Here is a 19,112-nt window from a genome sequence, read left to right as displayed (position 1 = left end):
ATCTGATCCACGATCACGCCACGACGGTCGATCCGGACATTAGCCCCTTCGAACGACCGTCAAACCCGATCGGCGTTCGTACCACCGAACGGACGCAGGTCAGGCCAGCGAAGCCAGGTACGCCGCCAGTCGGTCGTAGCTGATGCCGGCGCCGTCCTCCATGCCCGTCTCGGTGGCCTTGTCCCGCGCCTCCCGCGACGGGAACTCCATCGTCTGCACGACCGTCGTCCGGTCGCCCTCGGCGATGAACTGCGTCGTGTTCACGGTCGACGGCCACTCCGGACCCCACGACTCGGTCTGCACGGTCCGCGAGTGGGGCGTGACCTCCCGGTACTCGCCGGTCATCGCCATCTCGGTGCCGTCGGCCCGCCGCCACACCATGTGCCACCGGCCGCCCGGCCGCAGGTCGATCTCGCACACCGGCATGGTCCAGCCCTCGGGGCCGAGCATCCAGTGCACGACGTGCTCCGGCTGGGTGAACGCGTCGAACACGAGCTTCTGCGGCGCGTCGAACGTCCTGGTGAGGGCCACCTCCACGTCGGACGGAGTGCTCCAGAGCGTGGTGTCAGCGGTCATCGTCCTGCTCCTTCATGCGTTCGAGGTAGGCGTCCAGGCGTCGGTAGCTGTCGTCCCAGAACCGCCGGTAGCCGTCGGCCCACAGCGCGACCTCGCGCAACGGCGTCGCGTCGAGCATGCAGGGCCGCCACTGCGCGTCACGGCCGCGCGTGATGAGACCGGCCCGTTCCAGCACCCGCAGGTGCTTGGACACCGCCGGGCCGCTCATCGCGAACGGCTCGGACAACTCCTTCACGGTGGCCGCGCCTTCCGCCAACCGGGCCAGGATGGCTCGGCGCGTCGGATCGGCCAACGCCGCGAAGGTGATGCTCAGTGGGTCGTCCGCCATGCCTACCTAACCAATCGGTTATCTAACTGATTGGTTTTCTACGCCTCCGTCGAACGCCTGTCAACACCCGTCGTGGGTCGCTCGCCTAGCCGACCAGGTCCAGGGTCGTCTGCTCGCTGGCGCGGCGCGCGGCGAGCAGGTCCGGTGCGGCGTTGCTGCACTGCACCAGTGAGCCGCCGCCCGCCAGCACGGCGAGGAAGCCGTTCAGCAGGCCGTCCGGCAACGCCCACTCCACAGTGGACAGAACGCGGGAGTTCGTGGTGATGCCCAACGTCGACGCGCGCTGGTGCGCCTCCTCCACCACTTCATCCACAGTGGACTTGAGCAGGGCGTGGGTGGTGCCGGGCACCGGTTCCCACGGCGTGAAGTCGTCGCCGAACACCCGCACGTCGTCGTTGTAGTCCACCGCCGCGCCGCTGCCCAGCCCCATCGGGTGCAACGACGCCACGGCCGTCACCAGGGCGCCGGGCGCGGCACCGCCGGGCTCCACGATCGCCACCTTCGCGCCCGCCGGGTCGTCCGTCACCGCCGCGCCGCACCACCACGCGCCCAGCAGGATGCCCGCCGTCTGCCAGTGCGCGGGCACCAGGACGGCCACCGGGTCGCCCGGCTCGACGTCGTGCTCGTCGCGCAGCCAGTTCGCCGTCTTGGCCGCCCAGTTCCGGATCGTGGCGCGGGACAGCTCCACCCGTGTGCCCGCCGCGTCGTCGTAGTGCGTGATCAAGGGCCGGCCGGGATTCGCCGCGAACAGGGGCGCGAACAGGGCATCCGTGACGGTCATGCGCCAACCTTGCCACGCCCCGCCCTTGCCGACGCGCCACCCCACCCACTGACGCCACTCCACCCACTGGCCACACCGCGCGCGCCGAACCCCCACGTCCCGCGAAAGTCCTCCGTTCGCGTCGCGTGAGTCCTGGTACTCGCGCGGGGGTCAGTCGATGCAGGGTGGGGAGGACTGGAGGGTGGCGGCACGGGGGCGGCCGTCGAGGGTGACGAGGCGGTCGCCGGCGAACTTCTGGGTGGTCGGGGCGACAGGGGCGGGAGAAGGGGTGGGGGTCTTGTCGCCCAGGAGCTCGGCCACGAAGGCCTTCACCGCGACCGGGTCCACGGTGACGATGCTCTGCCCGCGTTCGTTCAGCGTGCCGACCCCGGTCACCGGGATGGTCGCGAACTCGACGTTCCCACCGGCCAACCCGCGCGCCTGCCCCGCGAACGTCGTCAGGTCCAGCTTCTCGTCCACCACCACCGACTTGCTCACCGCGTCCAGCAGCCCGGACAGCCGCGCCGGGTCGGTGAGCGTCCCGGCGGACATCAGCTTCGACGCCGCCGCCGACATGAACACCTGCTGCCGCGTGATCCGCCCCAGGTCCCCGTTCGGGATCCCCTTCCGCTGCCGCACGAACGCCAGCGCGTCCGCGCCCGAGATGGTCTGCACCCCGGCCCGGAAGTCCGCCCCCGAGTCGAGGTCGGACGTGGCCTGCTTCAGGCACACCTCCACACCCCCGATCACGTCGGTGAGCAGGTAGAACCCGTACAGGTTGACCTCGGCGTAGTGGTCGACCCGCACCCCCGTCAGCTCCTGCACGACCTGCACCAACGCCCGCCGCCCGGCCTGGTCGCCCCGCTGCGACCGCTCGGTCAGGTCGGACACGCCCTCAGCCAGGAGCCGCTTCATGGTGAAGTGCTTGGTCAGCCCGTAGGCCGAGTTGATCTTCTCCGAACCGATGTCCGGGATCGGCACGTAGGTGTCCCGCGGGATGGACACGGCGCGCGCCTTGCTGCCGTCGTGCGGCAACCGCATGATGATGATCGTGTCGGTGTTGAGCGTGTCCGTCGCCTCGGTGCGCAACTGCCGCAGCACGTGCTCCGGCAGCTCCCGGCCCTGCGCGTCGGTGCGGCTGTCGCTGCCCACCAGCAGGATGTCCGTCGCGCCGTCGGCCACGGGCGGCGAGTTCGGCACGTCCGACAGCGCGGTCAGCACGTCCGTCGTGTTCACGCTCTGCTGAACCCGCTGCAACGTCGACCAGCCGTACCCCGAGGCCGCCAACACGGCCGCGGACAGCACCGCGAGAAGCGAGCGTCCGACCATCACCGCGGCCTTCACCGGCGTTCCTCCAACGACTGGGACTGTCCGATCAGGCTAACCGGCTGCGGCCGGTCGGACGTGCGGATCGGGCAAGGGCTTCAGTTGACGCACACCACGCCGTCGGCGGTGATCGGCGGGGTGGAGCCGGTCGTGGGCGCGACCGTCCCGGTGCCTTCGACCGACGCCGTGTCGGACTGGTCCGGCAGCGCGTAGTCCGCACCGACGTACACCAGGACCTGCCCCCTTGGCACGGAGTCGTCCTCGACGGCCTCGGCGTTACTGCTCAGGGCGGAGATCACCCTCTCGGCGCTCGAAAGCTCACCCGGCGCATGCCGGACGGACGTCGTCTCCGCGTACTCGCCGCTGTGCGCGAGGCCGCGGGCGAACCCGTCCCGGCCCAACGCGTCCAGCACGTTCGCCGCCAACCGGGACACCCCGGCCGCGTTGTAGACGTGCACGGTGATCTCCGACGGCGGCGGGCCGGCAGGCGTCGTGGTGGTGGGCGGCTTGGAGGACGACTTGCCGCCGTCCGCCGCCAGGTCCTTGATGAACTGCCGCACCTTCGCCGGGTCGACCGGCAGCACGTTGCCGTCGCTCCACGTGTCCATCGGGTCGCCGACCGGAATCGTGCGGAACTGGATGTTGCCCGACACGAGCCCCTGCATCTGCTCGGCGAACTCGGTGAGGTTCCACCCGGCGTTGATCACCACGGACTTCTTCACCGCGGTCAGCAACTGGTCCAGCTTGCCGAAGTCGGTCAGCGTGCCGGTGGACAGCACCTTGCGGGCCAGCGCGCCGATGAACACCTGCTGCCGCACGATCCGGTCCAGGTCGCCGCCGGGCAGCCCACCGCGCTGCCGCACGAACGACAGCGCCTGCGCGCCCTCGATGGTCTGCCGGCCCGCCCGGAAGTTCGCGCCCGAGTCGCGGTCGCTGGTCGCCTCGTTCAGGCACACCTCGACGCCGCCGATGGCCTTGGTGACCTCGTAGAAGCTGGCCAGGTTCACCTCGGCGTACTGGTCGACGGTGACCGACCCGCCGGTCAGCTGCTCGATCGTCTTGATCAACGTCCGGCGCCCGGCCAGCGTCGACTCCAGCTCGATGCGGGCCGCGTCGGTCACGCCCTCGTCGCGCAACCGCTGCGCCGTGTCGTTCTTCTGCCTGGCCATCGCCGAGTTCAGCTTGTGCTTGCCGAACCCGTCCGCGATCTCCACGTACGCGTCACGCGGGAACGAGACGGCCACCGCGCGCGTGCCGTCCTGGGGGATGTGCACCAGGATCATCGTGTCGGTGTTCATCGTGCCGTCCGCAACGCCGCCGTTGAGCAGCGCCAGCACCTCGTCCGACAGCGGGTTGCCCTGCGCGTCGGTGCGGCTGTCGACGCCGACCAGCAGCATGTCGATCGCGCCGTCGAGCGGCTTGCGGACCTTGCCCCCGTCCTGCTCGGCGACCGAGGACCGGAAGACGTCCGTCGTGGTGATGTCGTCGTCGATGTCGCTCAGGTAGTACCAGCCGTACCACGTGACGAGGAGCACAGCCGCCGAGACCAGTGCCACCAGCGAACGGCCGGTGAGCGCGAGAACACGAAGAGCAGCCGATCTGCCGGCTGTTCCGGGCGGACTCCGGTCCACTGCCTGCCTCCCCCGTGCACTCAGGCTTCCTGCCACCCTTCTTATACGGGAGACGCTGTAACAACCGGGTGGGTTGCACGGTTAAAGCCCGTGACAGACTTCGGTGGGGGACCGCTGGTAGGAGGGCACTGAACATGCGCGTACTGGTGACGGGTGGGGCCGGGTTCATCGGCTCGCACTACGTGCGGGAGATGGTGGGCGGCGCGTATCCGGCCTACGCCGATGCCGAGGTGGTGGTGCTGGACAAGCTCACCTACGCGGGCAACGAGGCGAACCTGGCGCCGGTCGCGGACGACCCGCGGCTGACGTTCGTCCGGGGCGACATCTGCGACCGCGAGCTGGTCGCCGACCTGATGGGCCGAACGGACGTGGTGGTGCACTTCGCCGCCGAGTCGCATGTGGACCGTTCGATCTCCGGATCGGCCGATTTCGTGCTGACCAACGTGTTGGGCACCCAGGTGCTGCTCCAGGGCGCGGTGGAGGCCGGGGTGGCGAAGTTCGTGCACGTGTCCACCGACGAGGTGTACGGCACGATCGAGGAAGGTTCCTGGACCGAGGAGCACATCCTGGAGCCGAACTCGCCCTACTCGGCGTCCAAGGCGTCGTCGGACCTGCTGGCCCGGTCGTTCTTCCGCACCCACGGGCTCCAGGTGTGCATCACGCGGTGCTCGAACAACTACGGTCCGTACCAGTACCCGGAGAAGGTCATCCCCTTGTTCGTGACGAACCTGATCGACGGCAAGAAGGTGCCGCTGTACGGCGACGGGCTGAACGTGCGCGACTGGCTGCACGTGGACGACCACTGCCGGGGCATCCAGCTGGTGCTGGAGGGCGGTCGCGGTGGCGAGATCTACAACATCGGCGGCGGCACCGAGCTGACCAACCGGGAGCTGACCGAGCGCCTGCTGGAGGCGACCGGCCGGGACTGGGACTCGTCGGTGGAGCCGGTCACCGACCGCAAGGGCCACGACCGCAGGTACTCGGTCGACATCACTAAGGTCAGCACCGAGCTCGGGTACGCGCCCCGGGTCGACTTCGCCGAGGGCCTCGCGGCCACCGTGCGGTGGTACCGGGACAACCGGTCGTGGTGGGAGCCGCTGAAGCGCGCGGCCCTGGCCGGCTGATGGCGCTCGCACTCCTGGTGCCCGGCGGTCGGGGGCAGCTCGGGCGGGACGTCGTGGCGGCTGCGCCCGGTGACGGGCTCGTGCACGCGCCGTCGTCGGCCGAGCTGGACCTGACCGACGAGTCGGCCGTGGCGGACGCGGTGGCCGTGTTCGCCGCGACCGCTCGTGACGCCGGGTTCCGGCCGGTGGTGGTGAACGCGGCGGCCTACACGGCGGTGGACGCGGCGGAGACCGACTTCGACCGGGCCTTCGACGTCAACGCGGTGGGCCCGGGGCACTTGGCCGAGAACTGCCGCGACCACAACGTGCCGCTGCTGCACGTGTCGACCGACTACGTGTTCCCCGGTGACGCGACGCGGCCGTACGAGCCGTCGGACCCCACGGGGCCGCGATCGGCGTACGGGCGGACGAAGCTGGCCGGTGAGGAACGCGTTCTGTCCACTTGGGACCGTTCGTGGGTCGTGCGCACGGCGTGGGTCTACGGCGAGCACGGCGCGAACTTCGTGAAGACCATGGCCCGCCTGGCTGCCACGAGCGACACGCTGTCCGTTGTGGACGATCAGCTGGGCTCGCCGACGTGGTCGCTGGACCTCGCGCACGGCCTGGTGTCACTGGCCGGTCTGGTGTCGTCGGGCGGCTCGGGGACGGCGGGCGGCACGCCGTCACGGGTCCTGCACGCGACCGGCGCCGGCGAGACCACGTGGTGCGGCTTCGCCCGCGCGATCTTCGCCGAACTGGGCCTGGACCCGGAACGGGTGCGCCCGTGCACCTCTGCCGACTTCCCCCGCCCGGCCCCGCGCCCGGCGTACTCGGTGCTGTCCGGCAAGTCGTGGGCGGACGCCGGCCTGCCGCCGCTGCGCCACTGGCGGGAGGCCCTGACGGCCGCCGTGGCAGCCCACGCCGTGCCCTGACCCACGCGGAGGTCAGGCTGGTTGCCAGGTGACGCCGGCGGGGCGCTTGGCCGTGGCCAGGAACTCCTTGAGGGCGGTGCCCAGGACGTCCACCGGGACGCCCGCGCCGGCCGGGTAGTCGACGTACTCGGAGCGGTACTCGGGGGACGCCGGGTCACCCTTGAGGGTGGAGTAGTCGTGGTCCGGGTCGGCGTAGGTGAGGTAGCCGAAGCCGTTGTGGATGGCGGCGGCGACGTCGTGGTCCGGGATGCGGGTCGTGCCCGGTGCGCCCAGCAGCCCTTCGGAGTCGACGATCAGCTCGCGGTCCTGGTGCTCGATCACGGCGGGGCCCGCGCCGGGTTCGGCCAGGCGGTTCAGGAGGGTGTCGACGTCCTCCGGCGCGCTGACGGTCAGTTCGTCGGCCGCGTCGGTGTCGTTCGCGTCGTTGATCGGCCACACAGCCGTGAAACTCATGGCGGGCATCATGGCAGTGGACGCGGTGAGTGACCACCTGAGGGGTCGTGTTGGGCCGTTGGAGTGGAGTCGGATTATCGCACTAGTGTTGCGCGCGAGCGGTACGGCACCCTTTCGCCCATGTCCGCGCCAGGGCGATCCACTGAAGCGACCGCGTCCCGCCATGACGGCGAGCGTCAGCGGTTCCTGCGTTGCGTCTGTGCCGTGACGGGGTCACGGCAGATCTCGTGGAGCGTGCTCAAGAACCCGCAGGCAGACCAGCGGGCAAGCCGTTCATAGGACCCGGCAGTCCACCGCGCGGCCGTCACCCGACGTGCCGTTCAGCGCTCTTCCTCGCCCACTGCCCGTGCAGCCCGAACCCCCAGCACGCCACCCGCGACCACCAGTGCCAGCATCGCGATCGTGGCCACCATGACCACCACCAGCAGAGCCTCGCCGGTCGGCATGGACCACCCCACCACCGCGCCCGCCAACGCCACGATCCCCCCGACGAGGGTCGGCAGGCCCGCAGCCTTGTTACCCACCCGGAACGCCGTGTCGCTGCGCATGGTGGAGGGCGTGCGCACGCCGGCGTAACCGTTGCGCGGCAACCGTTCGGTCAGGCTGAGGTAGCCGACGACACCGAGCGCGACGCCGCCGACCACGAGCACGAGGGGCAGGAAGTCCACCCCTTGATTATCACCGCACGGCTCCGGGTCCGCCGGCGTCGCGCAACCGGATCAGAGGACGTCGCGCCACTCGACGCAGGTCGGGCGCTCGGCGGTGGCCAGGAACTCCTTGAGCGCCCTGGTGAACGTCTCGACCGGGATACCGGTGCCGGCTTCGAACTCGTCCGAGTCCGAGTGGAAGACCGGTGAGTCCGGGTCGCCGACCGGCTGGCACAGCTCGTGGTCGGGATCGACGTACATCAGATAGCCGTAGCCCTTCCAGACACCGGCCCAGAGCTGGTGATCAGGCCCCACTTCACCGGTCCACGCCGAGGGCGACAACGGGCGGGCGTCGTGCACGATCTTTGCCGCTTCCGCCGTGTCCATGGCCAGTTGGTCGACCATGGCGTCGACCTGCTCCGGTGTCTCGACGGTGATCAGGACTCCGGCACTGAGATCATGCTCGTCGTAGACGCCCCATCCGGCGGTGAAGCTCATCGTGCTCCTCGGTAGGTCACTCGCGTTCCGTCGCGTTCTATCACCGTCAGGGTGGACCCGGGCGACAGGATGTTCTTGAGTCTCTTGTCGCAAGTGACGGACAGGTGCATGTCGTGCGGCCGTCGGCCGCACACCTGGCGGTCGATGATCACGGTCTCGTTCAGCCGCTTCTCCTGGCGCATCCTTACCGCGAGTTTGACCTCTACGTGGGTGGCCAGGGACTGCTCGTGCCGCGATGCTCCGACTGACTTGAGGAGTCGCGTGCTTTGCCGAACCACTCGTCTCCCGTGCCGCTTCTCAAGACCGTCACATCGGTGCCCGGTCCGAGCCACCTGCCCTGGGTTTCGGTACCGCTGGGGCGTCTGGGCAGAGAGCGGCGGATCTGGTCGATCCGGTCTGGCGGGTGGGGCGGTGGTGGTGGCGGGGTTTCGAGGGCTGCTCGGGAGGCCAGGCGGTTGGCCAAGGTATGGAGGTCGGCCCCGCCTCGGTGGAGGTGGCGATGGCCTGGGCGACGTCCGGGTTGTTGGTGCCGGCGGTCGCGGTGGCGAGGAGGGTGGCGGCGGCTTCGGCTGCGTCTGCTGACTCGCCCAAGAAGGTGATGGGGACGGTGTCCGCCGCTGCGCGTAGTGCTGCTGCCACGGCGGACAGGGACGTCACCTCAGGGTCGCCAGGAAGGTTGCCCAGGTGGTGCGGGGGATCGTGAGGGGGCCGGTGGTCGGGGACTTGCTGTCCCTGACGCCGACGACGGCGATGGAGTGCGCCACCTCGACGCAGTTGGAGTTGCCACCGCTGAAGCTGGACTTGTGCCACGTCCCGAAGGTCAGCTCCGATGTTCCCATTCGCTGTGCTCCTCCTTGACGTACTTCCGCAGCAGGGCCAGCGTGTCCGGGCCACTGAGCGCAGTGCCGCACAGGTGCTGGAATGCCAGCCTATACCGCTCGACCTCGGGCACTTCCTCCAGAAACAGGGTGCCGGTGAGGTGGTCGATCGCCACCGTGCCGTAGCCGTCGTCGAAGCGGAAGCACGAGAACGGCACGCCCATGGCGATGTACTCGCCCGCACGGTTCGGGATGACTTGGAACTGCACGTTCGGCAGGGACACCAACTCCACCAAGCGGGAGAGTTGGGCGATGTGCACGTCTCGGCCGCCGATGGCGCGGAGAAAGGCGTCTTCGGTGACGACCGCCCAGACTGCAAGGTCACCGGCGAGTACGCGGTCTTGGCGTTTGGTGCGCAGTTCGACGCGCTGGTCCAGAACCTCGTGGCCGATGCCCGGGTTGGCTGCGCGGATCACAGCACGGGCGTAGTCCTCGGTTTGGAGGAGACCCGGGATCAGGTCGATCTCGAAGTTCGACACGCTGACCGCGTCGGTCTCCAGTTCCACGAAGTCGATGTTCTCCGGGTTCGCCGACTCGTCGTAGACCTGGTACCAGCCACGGGTCTTCGCGGTCCGCGCGAGGTTCACCATGCTCTCCACGGTGGCCCGTCCCGCCCCGTACAGCTCGCACAGCATCCGGACCTCTTCAGGTTTGGCGCCCAACTGGCAGATCTCGATCTTGGTGATCTTCGGCTGCTTGCAGCCCAGGTGGTTGGCGGCGTCCTCCAGCGATGTGCCCGAGTTGACCCGGAGCTGGCGGAGGCGGCGGGCCAGGCGGCGTTGCTTGGGAGTCATCGGGCGATCCCTCAATCAGGTGAAAGCATGGAATTTGATTCCAATAGAGCTTGCACCAGGATAGGAGTGCGAGCAATCTAGCGGAACCGAGTTCCACTGATCGAGGAGGGTGTTGTGGAGGTTCGAGTGGCACACGTGCGAGGGGACACGCCGCTGAGGGTGTGGGCGGACGACGAGACCGAGACGGTCTGCCTCTCCGTCGGCCCACCGCCTGGCCAGGTCGTCCTCGGCCTCAGCCTGAGCGGCGCGTCACGGCTCCTGGAAGCAGTCCGGCGGGAGCTGGAAGTCCTCGACCCCGCCGGCTACGACTGCGACAAGTGCCTCGACACCGGTCACTGCCCCGCGGCACGCCGGTAGGCCGCGACGGTCTTCTCCGCCGTCTTCCGCCACGTGAACTCGGACGCGTGCGTCCGCCGCGCCATCTGGTCGGCGGGCGTGGACGGGGCCTCCACGGCGTCGACCATGGCCGTCGCCAACGCCTCCACGTCACCGACCGGCACGTGCACCGCGTGCCCGCCGGCAACCTCGCGCAACGCCGCCACATCCGTGCAGACCACCGGCACGCTGCACGCCAGCGCCTCCAGCACCGGCAGCCCGAACCCCTCGTCCCGCGACGGCAGCACCAACGCCGACGCCCCCGCCACCACACTCCGCAGGTCGACGTCGTTCAAGTACCCGGTCCGCATCACGCGGTCGTCCGCATTCGCCACGTGAGGTCCGGCCAGCACCAACGGCGGCAGCGAGGGCCGCGCGGAATGCGCCGCCAGCAAAGTCCCCAAACCCTTGCGCGGCCCGCCGGCGCCGACGAACAGCAAGTACTCCGAGGGCAACCCCAGCCGCGCGCGCAGAGCGGCTGACGGCGACCGCGCGGCGAACCAGGCCGGGTCCACCCCCAGCGGCGTCACGACGATCTTCGACTCCGGCACGGCCAGCCGTTCCATCACGACCTCGGCCACGGCACGCGTCGGCGTGCAGATGACATCCGCGCGGTCGGCGGACTGCTGCACCAGCTCGGGCAGCCGGCGGTCCGACGCCGGCAGGTCACCCGGCGCGTCCAGGAACGCCAGGTCGTGGATGGTCGTCACGCCACCCGCCCGGATCGTCGGCGGCAGGATGAAGTTCGTCGCGTGCATGACGTCGGTCGGCCCGGCCAGCAGCTCCACCGGCGGGAACGGCATGCGCAACCAGAACTGCCGCAGCAACCGCGCCGACACCGGCAACCCGCGCGCCACCACGTCGTGCGGCAGCACGGTCCGCAGCGCACGCCACCCGCGCAACGTGAACGCCACCGCCCGCATGTCGACGTCGTCCCGCATCGACGCCAGCTCCTCGGCCAACGCCGCCGTGTACCGGCCGATCCCGGTCCGCTGCCCGAGCAACGGGGTGCCGTCGATCAGCACCCGCAACCGCCTAGCCACGGCCGCGCAACTTCTTCAGCACCCGGCCGGTCGCCCGCCGGGCCACTTCGCTCGCACCGCCGGCTTCCAGGTACTCCTTCACCAGCAGCACGTCCCGCTGCACCTTCTCCAGCCGTCCGAGCGGCCGGTCCCGCACCATGAACGACGCCCCCGGCAGCCGGTCGGCGGCGGGCCTCGGGTTGCGGCAGAACTCGGTCAGCGGCGCGAGCACGTTCTCCCACGTGAACCGCTCCCGCACGTCGGCGATCCGCTCCACGCACCCGGCGGCGAACTCGTCGTCGTACATCACCTTCTCCAGCGCGTCGGCGAGCGCGGCCGGGTCCTCGGACGGCACCACCACGCCCAACCGCTCACGCCGCACGAGGTCGGCGAACGAGTCGCCGTCCGTCGTCACGATCGGCAGGCCCGCCCACAGGTAGTCCAGCACCCGCGTCCGGAACGCGAACGTCGTCTCCACGTGCTCGTAGTGCGTGGTCACGCCCGCGTTCGCGTCGAGCAGCCAGTTCTGCCGGTCGTCGTAGGGCACCCACGTCTCGTTGAAGAACACGTGCGACCCGATGAGGTCCAGCCGCTTGGCCAACGCGCGGGTCTGCCCGGCGATGTCCATGTCCGGCACCTCGGGGTTCGGGTGCTTCATCCCCAGGAACACCAGCCGCGCGTCCGGTCGGCGCGTCCGCAGCCGGTCCATCGCGTGCAGCAGGCTCAGCGGGTCGAACCAGCTGTAGACGCCGCCGGCCCACAGCACGACCTTGTCCGACTCGGCGATGCCCAGCGTCGACCGCAACCCCGGCCCGGTGCGCTGCGGCGGCTTGCCCGGCAGCCCGAACGGCACCTCGGCGAGCAGCGACCGCACGGTCGGGTCGTTGTCGTACAGGCTGGGTGTGAGCCTGCCCAACGCGGTCAGGTGGCCGAGCCAGAAGTGCCGCTGCCGCTCCGACGCGCACAGGAAGAAGTCACCGCGGGCCAGCTGGTTGTTGATCACCGTGGTGATCCCGAGCAGGTCCTTGTGGCGCTTCTCGTCGGTGGAGTCCTTGCTCTGCTCCAGCAGTTCCAGGTGCATCGGGTCGTAGATGTCGCAGACCACGACCTTGGTGTTGTCCTGGTCCTTCAGCCAGGGCGCGAACTCCAGCACGTGACCCTGCAACACGATCACGTCGGCCCACTCGACCTGCGCCTTGAGGTCCCGTCGCCGGACCCCCGACACCACGAACGACGCCTCGGGCGGCGCGCACAGCGGGTTGACCGTGACCAGCCGGACCTCGTGCTCGCCGGACAGCACGTCCGCCATGTTCCACGCCCGGATCGCGGGGCCGGCCATCTTCTCCGAGATGGCGTCACCGGTGATCACCAGCACCCGGCGCGGCCGGCCGAACACCTCTTCCAGCCCGAACACGTCCACCAGCACGTCGTGCGCGGCCAGGTAGCGGGGCAGCGGGTAGGCGGGCTCCATCGCCTTGCGCATCAACGGCACCAGGTCGGCGTCCGTCACCCGGCGCGCGGCCTGCTCGGTCTTGCGCGACTCGGCCAGCGACGGCAGCAGCTCGACGAACTGGTCGATCGCCAGGAACCCGGCCAGCGCTTCCCGCGACACCGGCACCGGCGCGCGGTCGTCCGCGGGGTCGTCGGGACGGCGGGTGATCTCCAGCTGGGTGGCGTCGATCTCGCCGCGCGCGGTGGCCCGGCGGACGACCAGGGCGAGCGCGGCGGGCAGCACCTTGGCCAGCGTCTCGTCGGAGAAGTTCTTGTAGAGCGCCGCGAGGGCGTTGCGCTCCAACAGGTACAGCTCACGACTGCTGTCCACAGTGGACATGGAGGCGTGGTGCTTGTGGTAGGTCAGGGACGTCGGCACGTAGCGGACGCGCCAGCCGCGCAGGTTCATCCGCCAGCCGAGGTCGACGTCCTCGTAGAACATGAAGAACCGCTCGTCGAAGCCGCCCAGCTCGCGGAACACGGACGTCCGCGCCACCAGTGCCGAACCCGTGCCGAACAGGACGTCACGGGGGGTGTCGTGGGTGCCGTCGTCGGGCGTGCCCGCGTGCCGCTTGTAGCCCATGCCGAACCACGTCAGGCCGGCGTCCACGAAGTCGATCGCCTTGCCGTCCCAGTCCAGGACCTTGCTCGCCACCGCGCCCACGGCGGGCTCGACGCGCAGCACCCGCACCGCCTCGCGCAGCCACTCGGGGTGCGGGCGGGCGTCGTTGTTGAGGAACGCGACGACCGAGCCGCGCGCACTCCGGACGCCCAGGTTGCAGCCGCCCGCGAAACCCAGGTTGGCCGGCGCCTCGATCACCTCGACGTTCGGCGCTGCGGTCCGGATGCGGCCCGCGCTCCCGTCACCAGAGGCGTTGTCGACCACGATGACCTGGACTTTGTCCGCCGGGTAGTGCAGGTCGCCGGACAGCGCGCGCAGGCACGTGATGGTGTCGTCGGCGCCGCGGTAGTTGACCACGACCACCGACACTTCAGGCAGGCTTCCTTGCTCCACGGGCTAACTCTGCCTCATCACCCTCCGCAGCGTGCGGCCAAGGTGTCCTACGCCTCCGCGTCACCGCCGGCTCCCGGCTCCGGCTTCGACTCCAGGTCCTCGGCGGGGGCGCCGGTGGGCAGGCTGTCCCGGAGCCACTCGACGGTGATCTTGACGTGGGCCTCGGCGGACGACTTGGCGATCGCCAGCGCGGCGCTGGAGCTGACCTTCAGGCCGATCTCCACGGCGACCCGGTCCGGTCGCGGCGACGGCATGTCGCCGATCTTCGCCGCCACCGACCGCGCCACGTTCCGCGCCCGCTCGATGCCGGTCTCCAACGTCTCCTCGGCCCGCTCCACCGCCGCGTCCCACCGGCGACCCGCGCGCACCGGGCCGTCGTACTCCTCGTCCAGCTCGAACGGCACCAGGTCGCCGTCCTCCGTGCGCACCTCGACGTACTCCGCCACGTGTCTCCCCAGTTCTCAGATGTCGGTCGGATGTCGGTCAGCAGGGATCGCCCTCGAACGACCCCGAAGGCCGGTCGACCTCCAGCGCCGGCCCGCTGACCCGCACCACGTCGCAGACCTCGTCGAGCCACACCGCCGGGTCCGCGGACTCCAGGCCGCCCGCGTCGGCGAAACCGGGCTCCGCCGGTCCGGGCAGCAGTTCGGAGCTCATGTCGGGGCGGCCGAGCAGGGTGGGCAGGCCCCACATCAGGTTGCGGCTCCAGAGCAGCACCTGGCCGATGTCCGCGCGCGGGTCGCCGATGGTCACCTCGACGTCGTCGGGGTCCGGGCGGAACCGCAGCCGGGTCACCGAGAAGTGGTCCGGGACGTCCAGCCGGTCCTCCAGCTCGCCCGTCCCCAGGTCGTAGACCTGCACCGCGTTGTCCGCGTAGAGGGCGACCAGCTCGCCGTCCCCGTCCGTGGCGATCCGGTTGGCGGACGACGTGGACGGATCGCCGTAGGAGAACTCCGAGCCGGGCACCTCGCGGCCGTCGGTGAGCGAGTAGCGGCGCACGCGCAGGTCACCGGTGGCGATGACCACCTCTTCGTCGCCGACCGGCGCGGTGAGCGGGGTCAGGCCGTCGGTCAGGGCGATCGGCGTGCCGACCGGCTCGCCGGTGCGCGCCTCCCAGACGCCGAGCCGGTCGACGCGGTGGGTGAGCAGGCGGTCGACGTCCAGGAACCGGAGTGCGGTGTGGGCGTGCTCCCGCTCGGTACCGGGCGCGGTGAGGTCGCCGAGCGGCGCGAGGTCGGGCAGGTTCCACAGCTTGACCACGGGGGAGTCGCCGTCGCGGGTGGCCAGCGTCTTCGAGTCCGGCGACAGGGCGTAGGAGGTGCGCACGGAGTCGTCCGGGTGCCAACCGCCGGCGCTGACCCCGGCCGCGCGGGACCGGTCGGCGGTGCTCCAGACCTCGACCCGGCCGGACTGCCAGAACAGCACGGCGTGCGCGCCGTCCGGGGTGATCTCGACCCGCTGGGCGCCGCGCAACGCCTGGTCGAGGCCGTCCGGCGGCGGGACGCGGACCACGAGCGCCCGGTTGGCGTACGTCAGCACCACCCGGTACGCGCCGGAGTCCTCGACCGCGACGCTGTGCGTCCACGCATTCCTCGGCACCGCGATGCCCATCCGGGATGCCGGCGACCCGAGCCACAGCCGGTCCTCGCGGGCCGTGGGCCGCTTGATCACCGCGAACGCCTTGCCGTCCCGGCTGAACACACCGTTCACGCACTCGCCGGCGCCGGGGTTGACGCTCTCCAGCACGGCCTCGTCGGGCAGTCGCCGCAGGTGCAGCTCCTCGCCGGCGCAGTCGACCACGACCGGCTCGGGACGGGTGATCGCCTTGTTCCCGAGACTGGCCGGCACCTCCCGCGCCCCGGCGGGGGACAGGGCGAGCCGCTTGTCGTCGACGTCGACCACCGGCTCGCCACCGTCGAGGACGTCGCTGAGGGTCGCCGTGCCGGGTGGCCTCTGCACGTCCCGGTGCAGCTCGGCGGGGGAGGCGACCGTCCGGGTCGTGCCCTGGTCGAGGTCGAGGACGTGGACCTCGGTCGTGCCGACGGTGGCGTGGGCGAGCCAACGGCCGGTGGTGTCGGCCGCCATCACGTCGGCCCGCGCCCCGACCGTGCGCAGGACCTGCCCGGTGCCGGCGTCGCGGATGTGGATGTCGTCGCTGGGACCGTGGTCGGCGATCCGGTCCTCGCCCAGCCAGACCACGTCGGTGCCGCCGTTCTCGACGGCGACCCGCTTGGCGGGCGAGGTGGTGACGTCCCAGAGGCCGGCCAGCTCGCCGGCGTCGCCGTGCTCGGCGATCCGCGTGCCGGTGAGGTTCGGCAGGGACGCGCCGGGGACCAGCACCTCGGCGTGCCGCAGGGAACGGGCCAGGTCGCGGAGGGCCTGCCGGGAGTTCACCCGGTCACCGGTGCGGTAGGCGAGGGCCGTGGTCGAGATCAGCTCGGGCAGCGAGTAGGCGGACCGGGCGCGGCCGAGCAGCGTCTCCACAGCGCGGTCGGCGTCCACGTCGTGCTGCTGGCCGATGACCCTGCTCACCGCGTAGACCGTGGACACCGCCAGGCTCAACACCAGGCTGACGGCCCCCGCGCGCACGGCGATCCGCCGGTGGCGCCCGCTGTTGCTCGCTTCCAGGAACCGGCGCTGCCGGTCGGTGAGGTCGTCACGGCGCTCCTGGTGGACGGTCTTGGCGCGGCGCAGCGCCTTGCCCCGGAGCAGGAGGGCGCGTTCCCCGGTGTCGTGCCAGCGGGTGGCCTGGCGGTCCACCTCGTCCTGCCAGAGCCGGAAGTCGCGGTCCTCCTCGACCCAGCCGCGCAACCGGTCCCAGTGCCGCACCAGGGACTCGTGCACCAACTCCACGGTGGACGGCCCCAGGGTGATCAGGCGGGTGCGGGCGAGGTCGAGCGCGAGAGGGCCCACCTGGTCGGACGGCACGGCCCGGCGCACGAAGCCGCCGTCCTCCAGCGGGCTGACGAGCTGCGTCAGCACGCGGCGCACCTCGTCCGGGTCGAATCGCCGCCACACCTGTTCGGCGTACGTGGAGACGGCGCCCGCGACGCCGCCCAGCTCCCGGTACGCGTCGTGCGTCAGCACGCCCCGGTCCTGCCGTTCCCACAGCAGCGTGAGGGTGAACTCCAGCAGCGGCAACGGGTTGCGCTCGTCTTCGAGGTCGTTCAAGATCGCGTCGGCCAGGCCCTTCTGGAGCACCGGCATGCCGGGCTCGGCGAGCGGGCCTTCGACGGCTTCCCGCAGCTCGGCGGCGCCCGGTGCGCCCAGGGTGGCGGTGTGGCCGGCCAGCCGTGAGCCGAACCTCGGGTCGGCGAGCAGGCGGTTGAGCGGTTCGGTCGTGGTCGTGACCACGACGTCCACGCGGGGCGTGCGGTGGTGGGACGCGGCCGTGTCCAGCAGGGCTTCGAGCAGGTCGGCCGACTCGTCCGGGAACCGGGTCAGGGCCTCGTCGAACTGGTCGACCACGAGCGTCAGCCGGCGCAGGTCCTTGCCGATGACCAGGCGGCCGACGGCGTCCTGGACGCCGTCGGCGGTGATGTCCTCGACGCCGAGCGCGGTGGCCAGCGCCGCCCACGGCGCCCTGCCGGTGGCAGGGCGGACGACCACCGCCTCCGGCAGCGTCGGCACCAGACCTGCCAGCACCAGGGACGACTTGCCGCAGCCGGACGGGCCGGTGACGACCAGGACGCCGTCGCGGTCCAGCCGCTCCTTCAGCTCACGCGTGCGTTCCGCGCGACCGAAGAAGTACTCGGCGTCACCGGGTTGGAACGGTTCCAGGCCGCGGAACGGGCTCGGCTGGTTCGTGATCGCGGCCAGTTCGGGCCACGCGTCGTGCAGGGTCGCGCCGGACAGGGCGTAGCCGATGCGGTGCGCGCGGCGGGCCTCCACCTCGACCACCATGCCGACCACCGCGCCCAGGTCGTCGTCGATCACCGGGCCGCCGCTGAAGCCCTGGAGCATGGGCAGGCCGTGCGTGCGGTCGTCCTCGATGTGGATGCGCCCGCCCGCGATCGCGCCGCGCACCACGCCCTGCGACCACACCCCGTCCGGACGGCGGTCCGGCACGCCGAACGTGCGCACCCGGTGATCGCGGATGTCGTCCTCGGCGACCACCCGGACGGCCCGCGCGCCGACCGGGGTGCGGTCGAGCCGGAGGCCGATGGCGTCGACGCCCTCCGGGCGGTGGACGACGCGCGCCCGCACGGTCTCGCCCAGGACGGGGAAGTCGACCTCGACCTCGTCCTCGTCACCGATGACGTGGGCGCACGTCAGGATCGTGTCCTCGGACACCAGGAAGCCGACGCCCATCGGCTCACGGTCGCGGAACACCCGCACCAGCGCGCGCTCGACCACCACTTCTCTCCCCTATCGCCCCGCCCACTCGCGCCACACCACGCGCCTCGACACCTTCGCACGTCTGCCGATCTTCGCGCGGTGGATCAGCGTGGTCGGCAGCCTTCCCAGGACTTCGAGCAGCACCTGGAGGCGGAGCGGGACGCGGAAGTTCTCGGCGTCCGGGGTGTTCCGGCGGACCGGCAGCAGGGCGGTGATCACGGCGAACCTGGCCAGCTGCCCCAGCGCGGTCCCGAGGGGCGCGCAGCGCAGAAGCATCAGCAGCCGGTTGCGCTCGTTCCAGCGGTGGAAGGGGCGGGAGCCGGGGTTGGTGCTCGCGCCGTGCCGGTGGCGGACGCGGGCCGGACCGATCGACAGCACCCGGTGACCGGCCAGCCGCAGCCGCCACGCCGTGTCGGTGTCCTCGTAGTAGCAGAAGAACCCGGCGGGGACGCCGCCGACGTGGTCGAGCGCCGCACGCCGGACCAACGCCGCGCCGCCGCAGAAGCCGAACACCTCGTGACCGGCCAGCACCAGGTCGGCGCCGTGGCCGTCGGCGGTGAGCCGGACGCCGACGGACTGGGTCGAGCCGTCGGCCAGCAGCATGGACGGGGTCGCGGCTGCGGCGTCGGGCGTGGTGTCCAGGGCGTCTTCGAGGGCGGCCAGCCAGCCGTCGTCGGGCATCGCGTCGTCGTTCAGCCAGGCCACGTAGTCCGTGGTGATCTGCGGCAACGCCGCCGCGAGGCCACCGGCGTAGCCGCGGTTCACGGGCAGGCGCAGGACCTCCGGACGGCTCGGGTGGGTCGCGATCAGCTCGGCCGTGCCGTCGTCGGACGCGTTGTCCACCACGAGCGTCCGGTGTGGACGTTGGCGGGCGAGGGCGTCGAGGCACGCGGTGATGTGCTCGCGGCCCCGCCACGTCACCACGACCACCGTCGTGCTGGGGAT

Annotated in this window: 19 protein-coding genes; 3 read left to right on the top strand and 16 right to left on the bottom strand. The window is 71.0% G+C overall.

Translation table 11 applies throughout. The features are described 5' to 3' along the window. Nucleotides 1–99: 99 nt before the first annotated feature. The 5 genes from ACRAKI_RS32385 to ACRAKI_RS32365 all read right to left on the bottom strand — a co-directional run bounded on the left by ACRAKI_RS32385 (nt 100) and on the right by ACRAKI_RS32365 (nt 4,546). Nucleotides 100–576, bottom strand: a complete 477-nt coding sequence (locus ACRAKI_RS32385; protein ID WP_447004284.1) for an SRPBCC family protein — start codon at nt 574–576, stop codon at nt 100–102. Further along, the gene (locus ACRAKI_RS32380) at nt 566–904 is read right to left on the bottom strand and encodes an ArsR/SmtB family transcription factor (RefSeq protein WP_447004283.1); all 339 of its coding nucleotides are present in this window, start codon (nt 902–904) and stop codon (nt 566–568) included. The genes ACRAKI_RS32385 and ACRAKI_RS32380 overlap by 11 nt, the downstream gene beginning before the upstream one ends. 85 nt (nt 905–989) lie before the next feature. Next, complete coding sequence (locus ACRAKI_RS32375; RefSeq protein ID WP_447004282.1) at nt 990–1,685, bottom strand: TIGR03089 family protein; 696 nt, start codon at nt 1,683–1,685, stop codon at nt 990–992. A gap of 150 nt (nt 1,686–1,835) precedes the next feature. After that, a complete protein-coding gene (locus ACRAKI_RS32370) occupies nt 1,836–3,008 on the bottom strand; it encodes an LCP family protein (RefSeq protein ID WP_447004281.1) in 1,173 nt (390 codons plus the stop codon). A gap of 80 nt (nt 3,009–3,088) precedes the next feature. Beyond that, entirely contained in the window at nt 3,089–4,546 is a 1,458-nt protein-coding gene (locus ACRAKI_RS32365) for an LCP family protein (protein ID WP_447004280.1), read from the bottom strand. 209 nt (nt 4,547–4,755) lie between these two features. On the opposite strand from ACRAKI_RS32365, the gene rfbB reads away from it, so the two are divergent. Both rfbB and rfbD read left to right on the top strand, forming a co-directional pair. Further along, entirely contained in the window at nt 4,756–5,745 is a 990-nt protein-coding gene (rfbB, locus tag ACRAKI_RS32360) for a dTDP-glucose 4,6-dehydratase (protein ID WP_447004279.1), read from the top strand. Next, the gene (rfbD, locus tag ACRAKI_RS32355; RefSeq protein ID WP_447004278.1) at nt 5,745–6,656 is read left to right on the top strand and encodes a dTDP-4-dehydrorhamnose reductase; all 912 of its coding nucleotides are present in this window, start codon (nt 5,745–5,747) and stop codon (nt 6,654–6,656) included. The genes rfbB and rfbD overlap by 1 nt, the downstream gene beginning before the upstream one ends. Before the next feature lie 12 nt (nt 6,657–6,668). On the opposite strand, the gene ACRAKI_RS32350 is transcribed toward rfbD, so the two are convergent. The 6 genes from ACRAKI_RS32350 to ACRAKI_RS32325 form a co-directional block, all read right to left on the bottom strand. Beyond that, complete coding sequence (locus ACRAKI_RS32350) at nt 6,669–7,109, bottom strand: Imm1 family immunity protein (RefSeq protein ID WP_447004277.1); 441 nt, start codon at nt 7,107–7,109, stop codon at nt 6,669–6,671. A gap of 320 nt (nt 7,110–7,429) precedes the next feature. Next, nucleotides 7,430–7,777, bottom strand: a complete 348-nt coding sequence (locus tag ACRAKI_RS32345; protein WP_447004276.1) for an SdpI family protein — start codon at nt 7,775–7,777, stop codon at nt 7,430–7,432. Nucleotides 7,778–7,828: 51 nt separating this feature from the next. Beyond that, a complete protein-coding gene (locus tag ACRAKI_RS32340) occupies nt 7,829–8,254 on the bottom strand; it encodes an Imm1 family immunity protein (RefSeq protein WP_447004275.1) in 426 nt (141 codons plus the stop codon). After that, nucleotides 8,251–8,532, bottom strand: a complete 282-nt coding sequence (locus tag ACRAKI_RS32335; RefSeq protein WP_447004274.1) for a DddA-like double-stranded DNA deaminase toxin — start codon at nt 8,530–8,532, stop codon at nt 8,251–8,253. Before ACRAKI_RS32335 ends, ACRAKI_RS32340 begins: the two co-directional genes overlap by 4 nt. Nucleotides 8,533–8,907: 375 nt before the next feature. After that, nucleotides 8,908–9,093 (bottom strand): DUF397 domain-containing protein, encoded by a 186-nt coding sequence (locus ACRAKI_RS32330; protein WP_447004273.1) that lies wholly within the window; start codon nt 9,091–9,093, stop codon nt 8,908–8,910. Further along, the gene (locus ACRAKI_RS32325) at nt 9,075–9,926 is read right to left on the bottom strand and encodes a DUF5753 domain-containing protein (RefSeq protein ID WP_447004272.1); all 852 of its coding nucleotides are present in this window, start codon (nt 9,924–9,926) and stop codon (nt 9,075–9,077) included. Before ACRAKI_RS32325 ends, ACRAKI_RS32330 begins: the two co-directional genes overlap by 19 nt. A gap of 126 nt (nt 9,927–10,052) precedes the next feature. Between ACRAKI_RS32325 and ACRAKI_RS32320 the strand changes: the two genes are divergently transcribed. Next, complete coding sequence (locus tag ACRAKI_RS32320; protein WP_447004271.1) at nt 10,053–10,283, top strand: hypothetical protein; 231 nt, start codon at nt 10,053–10,055, stop codon at nt 10,281–10,283. Here ACRAKI_RS32320 and ACRAKI_RS32315 read toward each other — a convergent pair. The 5 genes from ACRAKI_RS32315 to ACRAKI_RS32295 are packed head-to-tail and all read right to left on the bottom strand — an operon-like array spanning nt 10,259 to nt 19,112. Continuing rightward, entirely contained in the window at nt 10,259–11,344 is a 1,086-nt protein-coding gene (locus ACRAKI_RS32315; protein WP_447004270.1) for a glycosyltransferase family 4 protein, read from the bottom strand. The two genes, ACRAKI_RS32320 and ACRAKI_RS32315, sit on opposite strands and share 25 nt — an antisense overlap. Further along, on the bottom strand, nt 11,337–13,829 hold the full coding sequence (locus ACRAKI_RS32310) for a glycosyltransferase (RefSeq protein ID WP_447004269.1): 2,493 nt from the start codon (nt 13,827–13,829) through the stop codon (nt 11,337–11,339). The genes ACRAKI_RS32315 and ACRAKI_RS32310 overlap by 8 nt, the downstream gene beginning before the upstream one ends. A gap of 47 nt (nt 13,830–13,876) precedes the next feature. Then, on the bottom strand, nt 13,877–14,275 hold the full coding sequence (locus ACRAKI_RS32305) for a CU044_2847 family protein (protein WP_447004268.1): 399 nt from the start codon (nt 14,273–14,275) through the stop codon (nt 13,877–13,879). Nucleotides 14,276–14,312: 37 nt separating this feature from the next. Beyond that, entirely contained in the window at nt 14,313–18,185 is a 3,873-nt protein-coding gene (locus tag ACRAKI_RS32300) for an nSTAND1 domain-containing NTPase (protein ID WP_447004267.1), read from the bottom strand. A 12-nt stretch (nt 18,186–18,197) separates the two neighbouring features. Continuing rightward, entirely contained in the window at nt 18,198–19,112 is a 915-nt protein-coding gene (locus ACRAKI_RS32295; RefSeq protein WP_447008577.1) for a glycosyltransferase family 2 protein, read from the bottom strand.

This window comes from Saccharothrix isguenensis (genome assembly GCF_052936305.1).
The sequence above is the reverse complement of the archived record's forward strand: the minus strand, read 5'-3'. Positions and strand labels throughout refer to the sequence as shown.